Annotated in this window: 16 protein-coding genes; 8 read left to right on the top strand and 8 right to left on the bottom strand. The window is 63.2% G+C overall.

Annotated features, from left to right (window positions below):
* Positions 1–10 precede the first annotated feature (10 nt).
* The 3 genes from CRO48_RS11970 to CRO48_RS11960 all read right to left on the bottom strand — a co-directional run bounded on the left by CRO48_RS11970 (position 11) and on the right by CRO48_RS11960 (position 2,861).
* Positions 11–820: a crotonase/enoyl-CoA hydratase family protein gene (locus CRO48_RS11970; RefSeq protein WP_097139514.1), complete on the bottom strand. Its 810-nt coding sequence runs from the start codon at positions 818–820 to the stop codon at positions 11–13.
* Positions 817–1,692: a hydroxymethylglutaryl-CoA lyase gene (locus CRO48_RS11965; RefSeq protein WP_097139512.1), complete on the bottom strand. Its 876-nt coding sequence runs from the start codon at positions 1,690–1,692 to the stop codon at positions 817–819. Before CRO48_RS11965 ends, CRO48_RS11970 begins: the two co-directional genes overlap by 4 nt.
* Before the next feature lie 80 nt (positions 1,693–1,772).
* Positions 1,773–2,861, bottom strand: a complete 1,089-nt coding sequence (locus CRO48_RS11960) for an AbrB family transcriptional regulator (protein WP_407071922.1) — start codon at positions 2,859–2,861, stop codon at positions 1,773–1,775.
* Positions 2,862–3,061: 200 nt separating this feature from the next.
* On the opposite strand from CRO48_RS11960, the gene CRO48_RS11955 reads away from it, so the two are divergent.
* Entirely contained in the window at positions 3,062–4,189 is a 1,128-nt protein-coding gene (locus tag CRO48_RS11955) for an ATP-dependent DNA helicase (protein WP_097139508.1), read from the top strand.
* A 105-nt stretch (positions 4,190–4,294) separates the two neighbouring features.
* Here CRO48_RS11955 and CRO48_RS11950 read toward each other — a convergent pair whose 3' ends face one another.
* Both CRO48_RS11950 and CRO48_RS11945 read right to left on the bottom strand, forming a co-directional pair.
* Positions 4,295–4,966: a MerR family transcriptional regulator gene (locus CRO48_RS11950; protein WP_097139947.1), complete on the bottom strand. Its 672-nt coding sequence runs from the start codon at positions 4,964–4,966 to the stop codon at positions 4,295–4,297.
* A 211-nt stretch (positions 4,967–5,177) separates the two neighbouring features.
* The gene (locus CRO48_RS11945) at positions 5,178–6,302 is read right to left on the bottom strand and encodes a hypothetical protein (protein ID WP_097139506.1); all 1,125 of its coding nucleotides are present in this window, start codon (positions 6,300–6,302) and stop codon (positions 5,178–5,180) included.
* A gap of 253 nt (positions 6,303–6,555) precedes the next feature.
* Here CRO48_RS11945 and CRO48_RS11940 point away from each other — a divergent pair, with 253 nt between their 5' ends.
* Entirely contained in the window at positions 6,556–7,308 is a 753-nt protein-coding gene (locus tag CRO48_RS11940) for a pyridoxine 5'-phosphate synthase (protein ID WP_097139504.1), read from the top strand.
* Between the two features lie 150 nt (positions 7,309–7,458).
* Here CRO48_RS11940 and CRO48_RS11935 read toward each other — a convergent pair whose 3' ends face one another.
* The gene (locus CRO48_RS11935) at positions 7,459–8,346 is read right to left on the bottom strand and encodes an SDR family oxidoreductase (protein ID WP_097139502.1); all 888 of its coding nucleotides are present in this window, start codon (positions 8,344–8,346) and stop codon (positions 7,459–7,461) included.
* 147 nt (positions 8,347–8,493) lie between these two features.
* Here CRO48_RS11935 and CRO48_RS11930 point away from each other — a divergent pair, with 147 nt between their 5' ends.
* Both CRO48_RS11930 and CRO48_RS11925 read left to right on the top strand, forming a co-directional pair.
* The gene (locus CRO48_RS11930; protein ID WP_097139500.1) at positions 8,494–8,904 is read left to right on the top strand and encodes a winged helix-turn-helix transcriptional regulator; all 411 of its coding nucleotides are present in this window, start codon (positions 8,494–8,496) and stop codon (positions 8,902–8,904) included.
* 206 nt (positions 8,905–9,110) lie between these two features.
* On the top strand, positions 9,111–10,394 hold the full coding sequence (locus CRO48_RS11925; protein ID WP_097139498.1) for an NAD(P)/FAD-dependent oxidoreductase: 1,284 nt from the start codon (positions 9,111–9,113) through the stop codon (positions 10,392–10,394).
* Between the two features lie 107 nt (positions 10,395–10,501).
* Here the strand turns inward: CRO48_RS11925 and CRO48_RS11920 are convergent, their stop codons facing one another.
* Complete coding sequence (locus CRO48_RS11920) at positions 10,502–10,711, bottom strand: cold-shock protein (protein ID WP_097139496.1); 210 nt, start codon at positions 10,709–10,711, stop codon at positions 10,502–10,504.
* 307 nt (positions 10,712–11,018) lie between these two features.
* Positions 11,019–11,402, bottom strand: coding sequence for a BRA0787 family protein (locus CRO48_RS11915; RefSeq protein WP_097139494.1), 384 nt, complete (start codon positions 11,400–11,402; stop codon positions 11,019–11,021).
* 408 nt (positions 11,403–11,810) lie between these two features.
* Here CRO48_RS11915 and CRO48_RS11910 point away from each other — a divergent pair, with 408 nt between their 5' ends.
* The 4 genes from CRO48_RS11910 to CRO48_RS11895 all read left to right on the top strand — a co-directional run bounded on the left by CRO48_RS11910 (position 11,811) and on the right by CRO48_RS11895 (position 15,114).
* Positions 11,811–12,497 (top strand): TetR/AcrR family transcriptional regulator C-terminal domain-containing protein, encoded by a 687-nt coding sequence (locus CRO48_RS11910; protein ID WP_097139491.1) that lies wholly within the window; start codon positions 11,811–11,813, stop codon positions 12,495–12,497.
* 45 nt (positions 12,498–12,542) lie between these two features.
* Complete coding sequence (ilvC, locus tag CRO48_RS11905; RefSeq protein WP_097139489.1) at positions 12,543–13,562, top strand: ketol-acid reductoisomerase; 1,020 nt, start codon at positions 12,543–12,545, stop codon at positions 13,560–13,562.
* Positions 13,563–13,796: 234 nt separating this feature from the next.
* Positions 13,797–14,870 carry a hypothetical protein gene (locus tag CRO48_RS11900; RefSeq protein ID WP_141402047.1) on the top strand — a complete coding sequence of 358 codons (1,074 nt, stop codon included), beginning with the start codon at positions 13,797–13,799 and terminating at the stop codon, positions 14,868–14,870.
* Positions 14,871–14,880: 10 nt separating this feature from the next.
* On the top strand, positions 14,881–15,114 hold the full coding sequence (locus CRO48_RS11895; protein WP_097139485.1) for a hypothetical protein: 234 nt from the start codon (positions 14,881–14,883) through the stop codon (positions 15,112–15,114).
* The last annotated feature ends 277 nt before the right edge of the window (positions 15,115–15,391 follow it).

The raw sequence follows: 15,391 nt of genomic DNA, 5'->3' as shown, positions 1-15,391 counted from the left end.
GCGGTGGCGTTTACCGCGTCTCGGTCTTCCATGCCGGAGGCCGCTTCTGCAGGAAGGCGGATATGCCTTCGGCCGCTTCGGGTGTCTCCCATGTGTCCGCCAGCCGTTTCAGCGTGTCCTCGATGATCGGGGCGTCGAGGGGAGCGCTTATGGCGTGAACCAATGCCTTGGCTGCGGCGACAGCAGCGGGGGCGGTGGCGAAATAGGGCGCAATTTCCGCCTCGATCGCGTCGTCCAGCGCTTCTGCATCGACCACGGCGTTGAGCAGGCCGGTGGTGCGCGCCTCCGTCGCGTCGAAGATGCGTGCGGAGGTGAAGTAGCGCATGGCGTTTGCCGCGCCGATCCTGGCGATGACATAGGGGCTTATGGTGGCCGGGATCAGGCCCAGTCGGGTTTCGGTGAGGCCGAAACGGGCGTCCGAAACGGATATTGCGGCGTCGCATATGCTGATGAGGCCGACGCCGCCGCCATAGGCCTGGCCGTTGACGCGGGCGATCAACGGCTTCGGCAGATCCCGCAGCGCCTTCAGCATCAGGGCGAGCTTGCGGGATTGCGACATGCGTTCTGTTCGATCAGCCTCCACCTGTGCCTTCATCCAGTTGAGATCGCCGCCGGCGCAGAAGCTCGCCCCCGCGCCGGTCAGAATGACCACCCGGATGGAAGGGGCGTGTGCGATGGCGGCGGCAGCCTGCGTGAGTTCGGCGATCATTTCGGCCGACAACGCATTGTGCTGTGCGGGCCGCGACAACATCAGCGTGGCTACCCCGCGACTATCCGTGGACAGCCCGATGGTCTGGAATGCGGCGGTCGGAAATGTCATCGGCTCTGTTCCTCTCCGGGGGCTGCGACGAGCGCGCGGGCGAAGTCCGCAGCCTCGGAAAGCCGCACCATATCCAGTCCTGTCGAATAGCCGAGGTTCTCCAGCAGGGCGGCGACGGCCCGCGTGTCCACATTGCCTTTGGCGCCCGGCGCATAGGGGCAGCCACCGAGACCGCCCGCAGAGGCGTCGAACACACGAAGGCCCATGTCGAGGCTGACGCGGATGTTGTCCAGCGCCCGGCCGCTGGTGTCGTGATAGTGACCGGCAAGCCGGTTCGGCGGTGCAAGGGCGAGGACCGCTGACAGCATGGTGGCGATCTCGGGCGGCCGGGCGCGGCCGATCGTGTCGCCCAGGCTCACCTCGTGGCAACCGAGCGCCAGCAGCCTTTGCGTCACGTCGGCGACGGCTTCCGGCGGTGTCGGCCCGTCATAGGGGCAGATGACGACGCAACTGACATAGCCCCGGAGCGCGATCCCGTCTGCCTGAGCCTGTTCGGCGACGGGTTTCAACCGCTCGAGGCTCTCGGCGATCGAGCAGTTGATGTTGGCGCGCGAGAACCCTTCGGAGGCGGAGACGAAGATCGCAACCTCGTCGGCGCCGGCGGTCCTGGCCGCCTCGTAGCCTTTCAGGTTCGGCACGAGCGCGGCGTAGCGAACGCCGGGGCGCCTTTTAATGTTCGCCATGACCTCCGACCCATCGGCCAGTTGGGGTACCCATTTCGGGCTGACGAAGCTCGTCGCCTCGATGCGCCGGAAGCCGCAGGCCGACAGGCGGTCGATCAGCGCGACCTTTTCGGCGGCGGGAATGATGCGCTTTTCGTTCTGCAGGCCGTCGCGCGCGGCCATCTCGACGATCTCGACGAAATCCACCATCGCTCATCCTCCCAGGAGGACATGGTAGCGGTCATTCCCGTCTTGGCAACACCGGGAGGCAGGCCCCGGGGTCAAGCCTCTCAAGCCTTGTCGGCGACGAAACGGGCGATGACGGGGCCGATGAGCGTGATGATGACCAGCCGGGCCGTCTGCAGCGCCATGACGAAGGAGAGATCCACGTTGCTCGATGCGGCAATGACGGCAATCGAATCGAGGCCCCCGGGGCTCGTTGCCAGATAGGCCGTCATCGGATCGATGCCGAGCCATGCGACGAGCGCGAATGCCAGCAGTCCGGAGAAGGAAAGCAGCGCGATGATCGAGATGGCGGTGGGCGCAAACGCGCGGCGCGCATGGCGGAGGATGGAGCGGGTGAAACCCAGACCGATGTTCCAGCCGAGGAGGGCAAACGCGATTGCCAGCAGCCATTGCGGCAGTTCGAAGTGCACCGTTCCTGTCATCGTCAACGCCGAGCCGACGGCAAACGGGGTGAGGAACGATCCGGCCGGAAGCCGCAGCCAGCGGCCGATGAGCCCGAACACAACGCCAATGCCCAGCGTCAGCGCGACGTTGCCGGCGTCGAACGGCGCAAACAGCGCGCGCTGGTCGGCGCCGACCGCCTGATGGCCGCCGAAATGGGCAATGAGGGTGGCAAGGGTCGCGACGAACACGACACGCAGGTACTGCATGAAGGCGACGAGACGCACGTCGGCGCCGTAGGCTCCCGCCATCAGCAGCATGGTCGAGGCGGCACCGGCTGAGGAGCCCCAGATGGCGGTCGTGCCGGGCAGGATCTGCATGCGGGTAATGACCCAGCCGCAAAACGTGCTCATGGCGATGACGGCAAGGACGATCAAAAGGAACAGCGGCCAGCGCGAAAGAAAGGTGCTAACCAGATGGGGCGAGACCATGCTGGCGATCATCATCGCCAGCACGACCTGAACACCGAAAAAGAAGATGCGGGGGAGCCGGATCGTTCCGCCGTTCACGCCGACGATCACGGCTGCAACCATCGGGCCCATCATCAGCCCCGCCGGGATGCCGGCGAATTCGAGTGCCGCTGCAAGCGGAACCGACAGCGCTGCCAGCAAAACCCATTGGGCATGGGGCTTCAGGCGGCCGAAGCCGGTCACCGCATTGTCTGGATCGCAATTGGGATGCTTGGCGTTCAAGGGCGATTTCCGATGCGCTGTGCCGGGAGAGGTCGTCGCCTTGATATTGCGTTCAAATGACATTTTCTATTGCGAAATCCTGCCTGTGCCGGAATATCGTGCTCGAACCGACCGGCGGGGCTTGGATGCGAACGGGGCGGAAGCAGTGGATGCATGCGGTTTTCCTTGCTTCGGAATAACGAATCCTGCCAAGTCGCCCCATGGAATTCGCACCACAACAAGACGAGGCCCTCAAGGCCGTTTCGCGCTGGCTGAAGGAGGGGCGTTCGCCGCTCTTCCGGCTTTTCGGCTACGCCGGCACGGGAAAGACCACGCTTGCGCGCCACTTCGCCGAGCATGTCGACGGCGACGTGCTGTTTGCGGCCTTTACCGGAAAGGCTGCGCAGGTGCTGCGATCCAAGGGCGCCAGCAATGCCCGCACCATCCATTCCCTGATCTACCGGCCGCGCGGCGAGGAAGAGGTATCCGACGAGGAGACCGGCAAGACGTCGATCGCGCCGATGTTCTCGATCAATCGCCAGAGCCCCGTCGCCAAGGCCGCGCTGATCATCGTCGACGAATGCTCGATGGTGGACGAGGCGCTCGGCAAGGACCTGATGAGCTTCGGCACGCCCATCCTCGTTCTCGGCGATCCGGGGCAGTTGCCCCCGGTTACTGGCGGCGGCTACTTCACCAGCCAGGAGCCGGACTATCTGCTGACCGACATCCACCGGCAGGCACGCGACAACCCGATCATCCAGCTCGCCATGCATGTGCGCGAGGGCAAGGAGATCCTGTATGGCGACTGGGGCACGGCCAAGGTGATCCCGAAGGGCGAGGTGACGCAGCCGCTCGTGCTGGAGGCCGACCAGGTGCTTGTCGGCACGAACAAGACCCGGCGACGCTACAATATGCGCCTGCGGGAGCTGAAGGGTTTTTCGACCGGCTATCCGCAATCGGGCGACAAGCTCGTGTGCCTGCGCAACGATCCGGCCAAGGGCCTGTTGAACGGCTCGCTATGGCAGGTGATGACCTCGTCCAAGGAGACGGTGAAGCCGGGCATCAACCTGATGATCCGTCCCGAGGACGACGACATGGACAGGGGCGCTGCGAAGATCAAGCTGCTGAAGGCTGCTTTCGAGAACGTCGAGGAGGAAATTCCCTGGTCGACGCGCAAGCGATACGACGAATTCGACTACGGCTATGCCCTGACCGTTCACAAGGCGCAGGGCTCGCAGTGGAACGACGTCGTGCTGTTCGACGAAAGCTGGGCGTTTCGCGACACGCGCGAGCGCTGGCTCTACACCGCAATCACGCGGGCGGCGGAGACCCTGACGATCGTGCGCTGACCGCAGCCGGAAAGATGCGCTGCCGGGACGGATTGCAATCCGTGGAGGCCAGACAGCAGCTGTGAGGCTGCGCCCAGGCGTATTCCGGCGGCAGGCGCCGGAACTTCAGTGGCCGATGATCCCGAGCAGCACAGCCTTGGCGACCGCCTGAAAGCGATTGTTGCTGCTGAATTTTCGGATGATTTCCTTCTCCATCGACTGCACCTGGCCCGGATCCACGTCCAGCGCGCGGGCGATGCGCGTCGTCGGATAGCCCTCGGCCATCAGCGTCAGGCAGCGCAACTCCTCATCGGACAGCACTTCCGGCCGGGTGTTGTCGTTCATCTCGATTTCCGGACCGCCATTGAACTCGAGAAGTTCGCCGATCTGCTGCATTTGGCGGCGGATCGTCGATTGCTGGGCGGCCAGTTCGCGCTTGCGCGAGATCATCGCGCCGCGGAAGATCGCATCGGCCTCGCCCTGGTCGGCCGCCCGGCAGAGGGCATCGAGTAATTCCTGGATGGCGGCTACCGGCATTCCGGTTTCGCGGCAGGTATTGACGACCGCCATCTGCTGGATTTCCCGGGGGCCGTAGACGCGCATGGGGCCGACGCGGTCTGCGGTCAGCAGCCCTTTTTCCTCATAGAAGTGCAAGGTGCGATGGGTGACGCCGAAGGCATTTGCCATGTCCGCGATCGCCAGCCGGCCCTGCGGGAGGTTTTCGGGCAAAGGTGCGGCCGGCAGGAAGCGGATCGTACGTGAGCCGGATTCGGTCGTCTTCACGGTTTCACCGTTCATCAGAACGGCCACCTACAGAATTTGCCAGCATCGGCACTTTTCCCTTCATGTCGCAGCCCAGCCGGCACCCCTCGATGTGGCAAGGCCGCGTCCGCCATCTTTGCAAAATACGAAGGAGCGCACCGCTGCTTCGAATGCAGGGAGGTTAGCGTCGGCGTGCGATCTTTGATACCCCCATATCTAGGGGGCAAGGGCAATTTATGCTGCACCTTCAACGAGCCGCCCGGTCGGCCCGGACATCTTCGTCAACGAGGCCCGGCTGCGACCGAACGCCCGCCGCCGCCTTCTGATGCTCCCGAAGACAGGCATTCCGTCCGGCTTCGGCCGCCTGCAGGCAGAGCATCCTGCTGCTCGAAAGACCGCTGCTGCGGGCATGACTGTAAAGCCGGCCATTGGTGGAGAGCGCCCGGGTGGCGAATCGGAACGCATGGTAGGCGCTGGCCGAATCATCGAGCCTGCCCGCCGGAAAATGGCCGGCATAGACCGTGACGTTGCTCTGCTCATGAACGAGCCGTGCGTAGATTTCACCACCGTCGCGCGTCGTTTCGATGCGTATCCGATAGGCGAGGGGTGTCTCCTCGCCCTCAGCGCGGCGTTCGACGAGGCGAACCGTCTTGTAGTATCGCGCCGCCCGCTCGATCGCGTCCGCCAATTGTCGGCATGCATCGGTACCGGGCCAGCAGCGCTCGATGCGGATGCTTGGAAGCTCGGTGCTCTTGTCCAGTTCCGCGCGTGCGTTCTCGACATAGACGCGCACGTTTTCGATCGAGTTTGCGGAAAGTTCCGAATACGAAACCGGCGCCATCACCAACAGTGGCAGAAGCGTCAGCAGGGCCAGGTGCGAGGAGATCGGCGCGGGTTTCCAGCAGCGATAAGCCGGAGTGCGCCGTTCTTCCCGCGCTTTGGGTGGCATCCCGGTCACTGAAAACGAACCAGACGGCAGCGCCGTCGTCGACGGGTTGTGGACTGCGGTTGCGTCTTGAACTTCGGTATGGCGCCATTCGTATTCCGGGGCATAGCTGCCGACCGGGACGCGGATGCGCAAGGGCGCATCGGCACCCTCGATTTCATAGTACTGATCAAGAAGCTTGCGCAGCTTGCCTGCCTGGACGCGAACGATGGGATCGCTGCCAGCATCGAAACCTTCCGGCCGTCCGAAGACATCGACACCGATCGTATAGCCCTTCAGTTGCGCAGCCTTGCCGGCAAGTTCGCATTCGACGACATAGGAGAGGAACGCGCGCAGGCGGCCGGAGCGAGAAAAACTCTTGCTCGCCAGAATGTCATCGACACAGGCCCGCACGAGTGGCGGGGGAAGTGCGCGATCACCGTCCATCAAACTGTCGCAGTCATGCCGATGACCGATACCCCGTCCATTCGATTCGTGATTTGGCGCGGTCTCTGCGCCGGCTTAAGCGTAGCGAAGATTCTTGCGTTTCGGCAAGTGTCGGCACCGATTACCCACGGTTCTCCCAATGCCGACGCCATTCCTGCTGATTGCATTGCGGCCGTCGCTCACGCCGCATGGAGATTGAATGCGCGAGGGCGACAGGCTAGAGCTTGGTCAGGCCAATAGGGAAGAGACTGCCATGCCTGCGAAACTGTCGGTGAACCTGAATGCGATCGCGATGCTGCGCAACCGGCGCGACCTGCCGTGGCCGAGCGTTACCGGTCTCGGCCGGATTGCGCTTGAAGCGGGGGCAAGCGGGCTTACCGTGCATCCGCGCCCCGACCAGCGCCATATCCGCTTTTCGGACCTTGGGCCGATCAGGGCGCTGATCGATGGCTCTTTTCCCGATGCCGAATTCAATATGGAGGGCTATCCGGAAGAAGGCTTCCTGCGGCTCGTCGAGGAACATCGCCCGGAGCAGGTGACGCTTGTGCCAGATGATCCCGCCCAGGCGACGTCCGACCACGGCTGGGACTTTCGCAAGGAGCGCAAGCTGCTGGAGGTTGTGGTGGGGCGCCTCAAGGCGCTGGGCCTCAGGGTTTCGCTTTTCGCAGACGGCACGCCGGATCGCGACGCGCTGGCGATCGCGCGCGAGGTCGGCGCGGACCGGATCGAGCTCTATACCGGCCCCTACGGCGGCTGCTTCGACGATCCGGTGCGTGCTGGGCAACTTGCCGAGGAACTGGGCAGGACCGCGGATATCGCAGTCGACCTCGGGCTCGCCGTCAATGCCGGCCACGATCTGACCGTGGCAAACCTTCCCGCACTGGCCGCACGCATTCCCGCACTTGCCGAAGTGTCGATCGGCCACGGCCTGACCGCAGACGCGCTGGAATACGGCATGGCCGAGACGGTTCGCCGCTTTCGCCGGGCCTGCGGCGAAGCGGTCTGAAGCCGATCTCCATCAGCGCGAGATCCGATTTCGGACGCTGAACCCGCACGAAGAGCGCCCGACCGGTTGCGTCAGGCAAACCGTGATCGGAAGCACGGACTTCGCGGGCTGGTCGCGAGGCCGCCCGCGCGGCCTCGCCGGCGGGTGGCTTCAAGCCGTCAGGGCTTTCGCGTTCTGTTCGAGGAAAGTTTCCAGGGTCTGCGGCTTGCGCCCTGTCAGGGCTTCGATATCGCCTGTCACCATCGCGATCTTGCCGTCGCGGGTGTTGGTGTCGAACGAGACGATCGTCGGGATCAGGAAGTCCGGCAGGCCGGCACTCTTCAACCCCTCGGCGAGCTGCTCGTCGCTGACGTGGACGACGTGCAGCGGCAGGTCGGTGGCCTTGGCGGCGGCGGCGGCGATCTCGTCGACGGTATGGGCGACCGGGCCGGTGAACGTATAGATCTTGCTGTCTTTGTCCTGCGAGAGAAGGGATGCCGCAATCGCCGCGCCGATATCGGCGCGTGCGACATGGGCGATCACGCCCTTGCCGGAGGCGCTGTACCACTGGCCGGTCTTCAGGGCATGCGGCAGCGCCATGAACAGGTTTTCCAGATACCAGCCGTTGCGGAAGATGGTGCAGGGGATGCCGGTCGCCTTGATCGCATTTTCCGTTCCAAGATGATCGCCGGCAAAGGTGACGCGGGAGTCGTCGGGCTGCGGCAGGGAGGTGTACAGGATGCGCCCCACGCCCGCCTTCGCGGCGGCTTCGACGGCGGCCTTGTGCTGGTTGAGCCGCTTGCCCGGTTCGCCCAGCGCATCCGTCGAGATGATCAGTGCCTTGTCGACGCCGGCAAAGGCCGCGGGCAGGCTGGACGGATCGTCGAAATCGACCCTGCGGAGGGCAACGCCTCGGGCGCCGTAGTCCGCAAGCTTTGCCGTGTCGCGGGAGGCGGCGATGATGGAGGAGGGGGCGATCTGGCCCGATGCGAGCAATTGGTCGAGCACGATGCGGCCGAGCTGGCCGGCGGCGCCGGTGATGAGAATGGTCTCGGACATGGCAGTTCCCTTTCTAGGTCCTTCGGGAGAGATGGTTCCCTTCCGTTTTATGGTCTCGTATTGAGACTTTATCCTGTTCTATGCTATGAACGGCGCTTGTAAAGGAGGCAGTTTTGGCTTCCGTGGTTACCTGGAAGGAACCTCGCCATGAACAGGATGACGCAGCGGACCGAAGGTGAACGGGTGATCATCATCGACGGCGTCGCCATGTCGATGGACAATTGCCCGGTGCGGGACGTGCTCGATCATATCGGCGGAAAATGGAACTCGCTGATGATCCTGGCGCTTGCCGACGGGCCGATGCGCTTTTCGCAGCTTCGCCGTTTCATTCCGGACATCTCGCAGCGCATGCTGACCCAGACCCTGCGTGATCTGCAGCGCGACGGCTACCTGATCCGCACGGTCTATCCCACCCAGCCGCCCAGTGTCGAATATGCGCTGACCGAGCTCGGGCAATCCCTGCTGGTGCCGCTGCGGACGCTCGTCCAGTGGTCGCAGGACAATCATCCCGCCATCCGGAGGGCGCGCAGCGCCTTCGATGGACAGGGCAGGGACTAGGCTCGCGCATTCAATCGTCCCGACAGCACGGGCCCGACTATCGCCGACCCCGTCCAAGCCTGACCGCTGTTCTCAGTGCACGGCTCGCATGAAAAGAAAGCCGTTGTGCCCATCTACTGTCGCGAAGATTGTAGCTCTAGGCGCATCGCCTGACATTCGTCAGGTCTCGATGGTGATGCCGGGCACAAAGCAGGCGGAATTTCGGAATGCAGGATCTTCATCACCTCGTAGTCGTCGGCGGCGGATTTGGCGGCCTTCAGCTCGTCAATTCGCTGAAGGGTGCGCCCCTTCGGATCACGCTGATTGACCGCCGCAACCATCATCTCTTCCAGCCGCTGCTCTATCAGGTCGCAACCACGGTCCTGGCGACCTCGGAGGTCGCCTGGCCGATCCGCCATCTCTACCGCCACCGGGCGGAGGTCACGACGCTGCTGGACGAGGTCGTGGGCGTCGATCCGGCGACAAAGACCGTGCAGCTTGGCAGCGGTGGCACGGTCGCCTACGACACGCTGGTACTCGCCACAGGCGCGACGCACGCCTATTTCGGCCATGACGAGTGGGAGCCTGTCGCTCCCGGCCTCAAGACACTGGAGGACGCCACGACCATCCGCCGCCGCATCCTGCTTGCCTTCGAGCGGGCGGAGCTTGCGAGTGACCCGGCGGAGCGCGAGGCGCTTCTGACCTTCGTCATCATCGGCGCCGGCCCGACGGGCGTCGAACTCGCCGGCATCATCGCCGAGCTGGCGCAGCGCACCCTGCCGGCAGAATTCCGCCACATCGATACGCGTCAGGCGAAGGTCATTCTGGTCGAAGCCGGACCGCGCATTCTAGCGGCCTTCAGCGAACAGCTGTCGGACTATGCCCGGCGTTCGCTGGAGACGCTGGGCGTAGAGGTGCGCACCGGCGTGCCGGTGACCGCCTGCACGGCGGAAGGTGTGACGATCGGCGACGCGTTCGTGCCGAGCCGCACGCTCGTCTGGGCGGCCGGGGTGCAGGCCTCGCCGGCCGCGCGCTGGCTCGGCATTCCCTCCGACCGGGCCGGGCGGGCGATCGTCGGGCCGGACCTGTCGGCGCCCGGCGTCCCTGATGTGTTCGTGATCGGCGACACCGCCTCGGTGATGCAGGAGGGCGGCAAACCCGTGCCGGGTATCGCGCCTGCCGCCAAGCAGCAGGGCACCTACCTCGCCCGTCTGATCCGCGCCAGGCTATCGGGCAAGCCCGCGCCGGGGCCGTTCCGTTACTGGCATCAGGGGAGCCTTGCCACGATCGGCAGGCGTGCGGCGATCATCGAATTCGGAAAGTTCAAGCTGAAGGGCGCGTTTGCCTGGTGGTTGTGGGGTATCGCCCACATCTACTTCCTGATCGGCACGCGCAGCCGTTTTGCCGTCGCCTGGAGCTGGCTGTGGATATTCCTCAGCGGCCAGCACAGTGCCCGTCTGATCACGCAGAGGGAAACGATTCAGCAACGGGAAAGCCGGGGGGGAGCCTAGGCGTGTCTCGGCTCGCCGTGTGGTGAACGCAATGAAAAAAGGCCGGATCGCTCCGGCCTTTCCAAATTATTGCGGGCTGCCGAAATCGGCGGCGCTGCCTTGAAAAATCAGGCGGCGACCAGCTGGTCGGCGGACATCTTGCCCGACTTGCGGTCACGGATGAGCTCGTAGCTGACCTTCTGACCTTCGTTCAGGCCTGCGAGGCCCGCGCGCTGTACGGCCGAGATATGTACGAAAACGTCCGGCTCGCCGTTATCGGGAGCGATGAAGCCGTAGCCTTTGGTGGTGTTGAACCATTTAACGGTACCAGTTGCCATGACGAAACCCTTTCTGTGGCATTGCTGATAGCTCACCGGTCGTGGGACCGAAGAACTCGATTTGGTCGAAATTGAAGGGGAAGTTCGTCAAACTGCGCTGAAGCGCAAAAGCAAAAGTCGTCGTTCAATTGTCGATCCAAGAGAAATAATTGGTTCGCTTGACGAGGTCAAGGCACGAGCCACGCGCCTTGCTAGGCGAAAAGCGCTCTTTTTGGAGGCCGCGTATGCAGAGGGCACCCGACCCCTCGGCGTATCATCCGGACGAAATCCGCCGCGCCGCTGAGTGGCGCGGCGGCCAATTCATGCATCAATGAAGCGGCGATGCGGCGCAGCCTTCCGCCTGAACGTAGACCGATGGGGTCTCGACCTCCTGCAGGCGGCGCTTGCGGATGAGGACGCCCATGACCCGGGCGGCCGTGGAGAACGTCATGACATCCAGCGGGCCTTGCCCGTCCCAGGGCTTGGTCAGGCGTTCGGTCACAAGCTCGGTGGTGGTCTTGGGCATGATATCCGTGCAGCCCCGCATCGCATCAAAGACTGTGCTGATCGGCACGAGCGTGCCTTCGTGCATCACCGATGGTTCCGGCTCGCCGAGTTTCCAATCATGGAAGGCATCGATCGCGTCGCGAAAAAGAAGTTGCAGGGTTATTGGAGCGTGTCCTTCGTGAAGGTCAGGCAGGAAACTCATCATTTTCTGTCTCCTTGGCGTCGGGTTTAGCTGCTTACTCCTGCAGCGATCGCCCCCAGGTTGCTTGCATCCCGGAAAGCGACCTCACCAATTCTATCGAGATGAAATGTCTTGGGAAGGGAAAAATGATGCGCGAACGGGCGGAAATTTAGGGTTGTGAGGAAATTTTGTTTCCATTCAATCGGTTGAGCAAATGTTCTCATGTGCAGATTCATAGCGGCAGAAGGACAATTTTGCGTCTGTGAACTGAAGATGCGCTGAGGAATCATGTCGACCGGTCGGATTTTGACGCGTTCGTGCGGGATCGTGAGCCGTATGGCGGATTTGCTGTTGACGGTCTGTGTCAAACGGCCTAGAACGGCGCCGAACCGTACCGTACGGTACGCAAGCTTGACTGTTTAAGGGTGGATCGTGCAGGTCGTCGAGGAGAGCGCAGCAAAAGCGAGTGGGGCCGGTCTGACCGAGCGCCAGAGCGCCGTGCTGGAAAGCGCGCTCAACCTCCTCGTGGACGGCGGCGAAAAGGCGGTGACGACCGCCGGCGTCGCGCGCGCAGCGAACTGCTCCAAGGAGAGCCTCTACAAGTGGTTCGGCGATCGCGACGGTCTGCTGTCGGCGATGATCGGCTATCAGGCGGGCAAGGTCCGGACCGTCGAGGTCAGGGCCGAGAGCCTTACGGTGGAGGGGCTGCGCCGGCATCTGTCCGCCTTCGCGCTCGACCTGCTCGACGTTCTTTCCGGCGACGTGTCGCTGGCGCTGAACAGGCTGGCGATTGGCCAGACGGTCAGGGGCGAGCGTCGTGGCGGTGCGGCGAGCGGCGGGGCGACGCTGGGTCGGTTGCTGGAGGAGCGCGGGCGCCGTCAGATCGGCCGCCGCGCGACGACGTTGCTGGAGGCCGGGCGAAAGGCGGGCCTGCTGGCGTTCGATGATGCGGACGAGGCCTACGGTACGCTCTACGGACTGATCGTGACGGATGCCCATCTGCGCATGCTGCTGGGCGAGGATCCGCGGGCCATGAAAAAGGAATTCGCCGGGCGGGCGGAACGGGCGGTGACGTCGTTCCTCACCCTCTACGGCGTAGGTGCAATGGCCGACGCATAGGGCGGCGGGCCGAAACTGTCTGACAAGCAAGGGAAGGAAACGAAAATGCGCGTCTATTACGATCGTGATGCCGATCTCAACCTCATCAAGGCGAAGAACGTTGCCGTCGTCGGCTACGGTTCGCAGGGCCGTGCACACGCCCTCAACCTCAAGGATTCCGGCGCCAAGAACGTCGTGATCGCGCTCAAGGCCGGTTCGCCGACGATCAAGAAGGCTGAAGCCGACGGCTTCAAGGTCATGACGGTTGCCGAAGCTGCCAAGTGGGCCGACCTCCTGATGATGGCGACCCCGGACGAACTGCAGGCCGACATCTACAAGGCCGACATCGCCGGCAACATCCGTGACGGCGCCGCCATCGCGTTCGCACACGGCCTGAACGTTCACTTCGGCCTCATCGAGCCGAAGGCCTCGGTCGACGTTGTCATGATCGCGCCGAAGGGCCCGGGCCACACGGTTCGCGGCGAATACCAGAAGGGCGGCGGCGTTCCCTGCCTCGTCGCCGTTCACCAGAACGCTTCGGGCAACGCCCTCGACCTCGCGCTCTCCTACGCCTGCGGCGTCGGCGGCGGCCGTTCGGGCATCATCGAGACCAACTTCAAGGAAGAATGCGAAACCGACCTCTTCGGCGAACAGGTCGTTCTTTGCGGCGGTCTCGTCGAACTGATCCGCGCCGGCTTCGAAACGCTGGTCGAAGGCGGTTACGCCCCGGAAATGGCCTACTTCGAGTGCCTGCACGAAGTGAAGCTGATCGTCGACCTGATCTATGAAGGCGGCATCGCCAACATGAACTACTCGATCTCGAACACGGCCGAGTGGGGCGAATACGTCACGGGTCCGCGCATCATCACCGACGAAACGAAGGCTGAGATGAAGCGCGTCCTGAAGGACATCCAGACCGGCAAGTTCACCTCCGAGTGGATGCAGGAATGGAAGGCCGGCGGCGCACGCTTCAAGGGCATCCGCCGCAACAACGATGCGCACCAGATCGAAGAAGTCGGCACCAAGCTGCGCGCCATGATGCCCTGGATCGGCAAGAACAAGCTGGTCGACAAGGCCGTCAACTGATCGTTTAGCCGTCTCGCTGAGGCGAGCTTGCATCACATCGCTGAAACCGGGCGGGCAACCGTCCGGTTTTTTCATGTTTTCGTTGAGCGTGATTGTTAGGGTTTAACACGGGCCTCTCGGGCCGTTTATCCTGCGTGGCGTACATGCAGGCGCCGCCTTTCGACAGAACATTCCCTGCGGGCATTGTTTCTGCTATTTTACCTTTGGTTGTATCTGACCGATGGAGGGCGTGCCGTGAGACTGCAGTCCGCATTGGAATTACAGGGAGAGGTCTTCCGCAAGATCTTCAAATTTGAAGAGATGCCGATGGCCGCTGTCGGCGAGGCGCCGGTGGCTTCCACCTTTGTCGATCCGGTCCTCATGGACGAGGAGCAAGCCCGCCGTCGCTCGCTGGCCAGAGCCCGCCGGCGTATCGCCGAAGATATTGCGCTCGGGGTCGCGGAGGGACCCGGGGACGAGGAAGCGCAACTGGCCGTGCTCGTTCAAAACCACCTGCTGATGAACAGTTCGGTGGTCGACGAGATCCGAGCCCTCTCGCGGCGCGAGGCGGAGATCATCTACATCGGCCGGCAAGTCCCGCTGTGGACGCAGACCCGGAACCAGCCGCTCCGCATCGGATGCAGCACATCGCCGGCAACGGTGAACTACAGTGGCACCCTTGGCTGCTTCTGCCGGGACGCTCAAGGCGACAAGGCGGGTATTCTCTCAAACAACCACGTGCTGGCCGATGTGAACCAGGTGCCGATAGGCACGCCCGTCATCCAGCAGGCGGCAGGCGACGCGGGGCACCGGGTGAACGATGTGGTTGGCAATCTGACACGCTTCGTCCCGATACAGTTCGGCGGCTTGCCGAATGCCGTGGATGCCGCGTTCGCAGAGTTGAGCGACCACGGGCGAGGCATGGACACGCGCGGCATCTACGATAGCCGTACGCCTCCGGTCCAGGTGTTGACGCTGCAGCCGACGGGTGTCGTGCAGGCGTTTCCGGGCATGCCGGTGTTCAAGACCGGGCGGACAACGAGGCATACGGCCGGCAAGGTGCGGGCGGTCAACGTGAACAACTATGTCGTCAACATGGGGATCGGGCTTGCGCGTTTCGACGGCCAGATCACGTTCGAAATGAACAACAGTCCCGCTCGCGCGTTTTCCGCGCCCGGCGACAGTGGTTCTCTGATCGTCGATGGCCAGGGCGTTCCGGTGGCGCTGCTGTTTGCAGGCTCGCAATCGGGCGGTGCAGGAAATCTTGGCATCACTGGCGGAAATCCTATATCGTCGGTCAAGGCTCAGTTGGGCGTAATACTGATCTGAGGATTTTGCGATGGGTGCGTTGCGGCATTCGATCGACCAGGCGACCGCGATCCAGAAGGACTTCGAGGAAGCGTATGCCAATGAAAGCGGTGTGGTCGGTATCGGAATCAGCCTGAATGACAAGCACGACGATCTTGCCATAAACGTTCAAGTCTCGAAGCAGGCGATTGTGCAGAAGCTTCCGAAGAAATTTGATGGCCTCGATGTGGTCGTCGATGTCGTTGGGGCTGTCAGAACGTTTTGATCTCCCTGCGAAGGAAGAGCGGCCCCTGATAGTTCTGTACTGTCAGAGAAAAGAAGAAATAATCTGCCACAGTTGTTAGCCACACGTCGCGGTCTGCCGGAATTTTGCAGCACTGTTCCGGTGCGGACTTGCACTGTTTCTTCGTTTTACACCTCTTTTGTATGATCCCGGTCCGAGGGCACGTTGACGCCCCCGGCAAGTCGGTGCATCTTCGCCAGCGCGGTGAGGGACGTCGCCGGAGGGGAAGGCTTCACGAGAGAAGCGAGCCGGCGTCAAA

The sequence above is a fragment of the Rhizobium subbaraonis genome, assembly GCF_900220975.1.
Lineage (GTDB): Bacteria > Pseudomonadota > Alphaproteobacteria > Rhizobiales > Rhizobiaceae > Mycoplana > Mycoplana subbaraonis.
The sequence above is the reverse complement of the archived record's forward strand: the minus strand, read 5'-3'. Positions and strand labels throughout refer to the sequence as shown.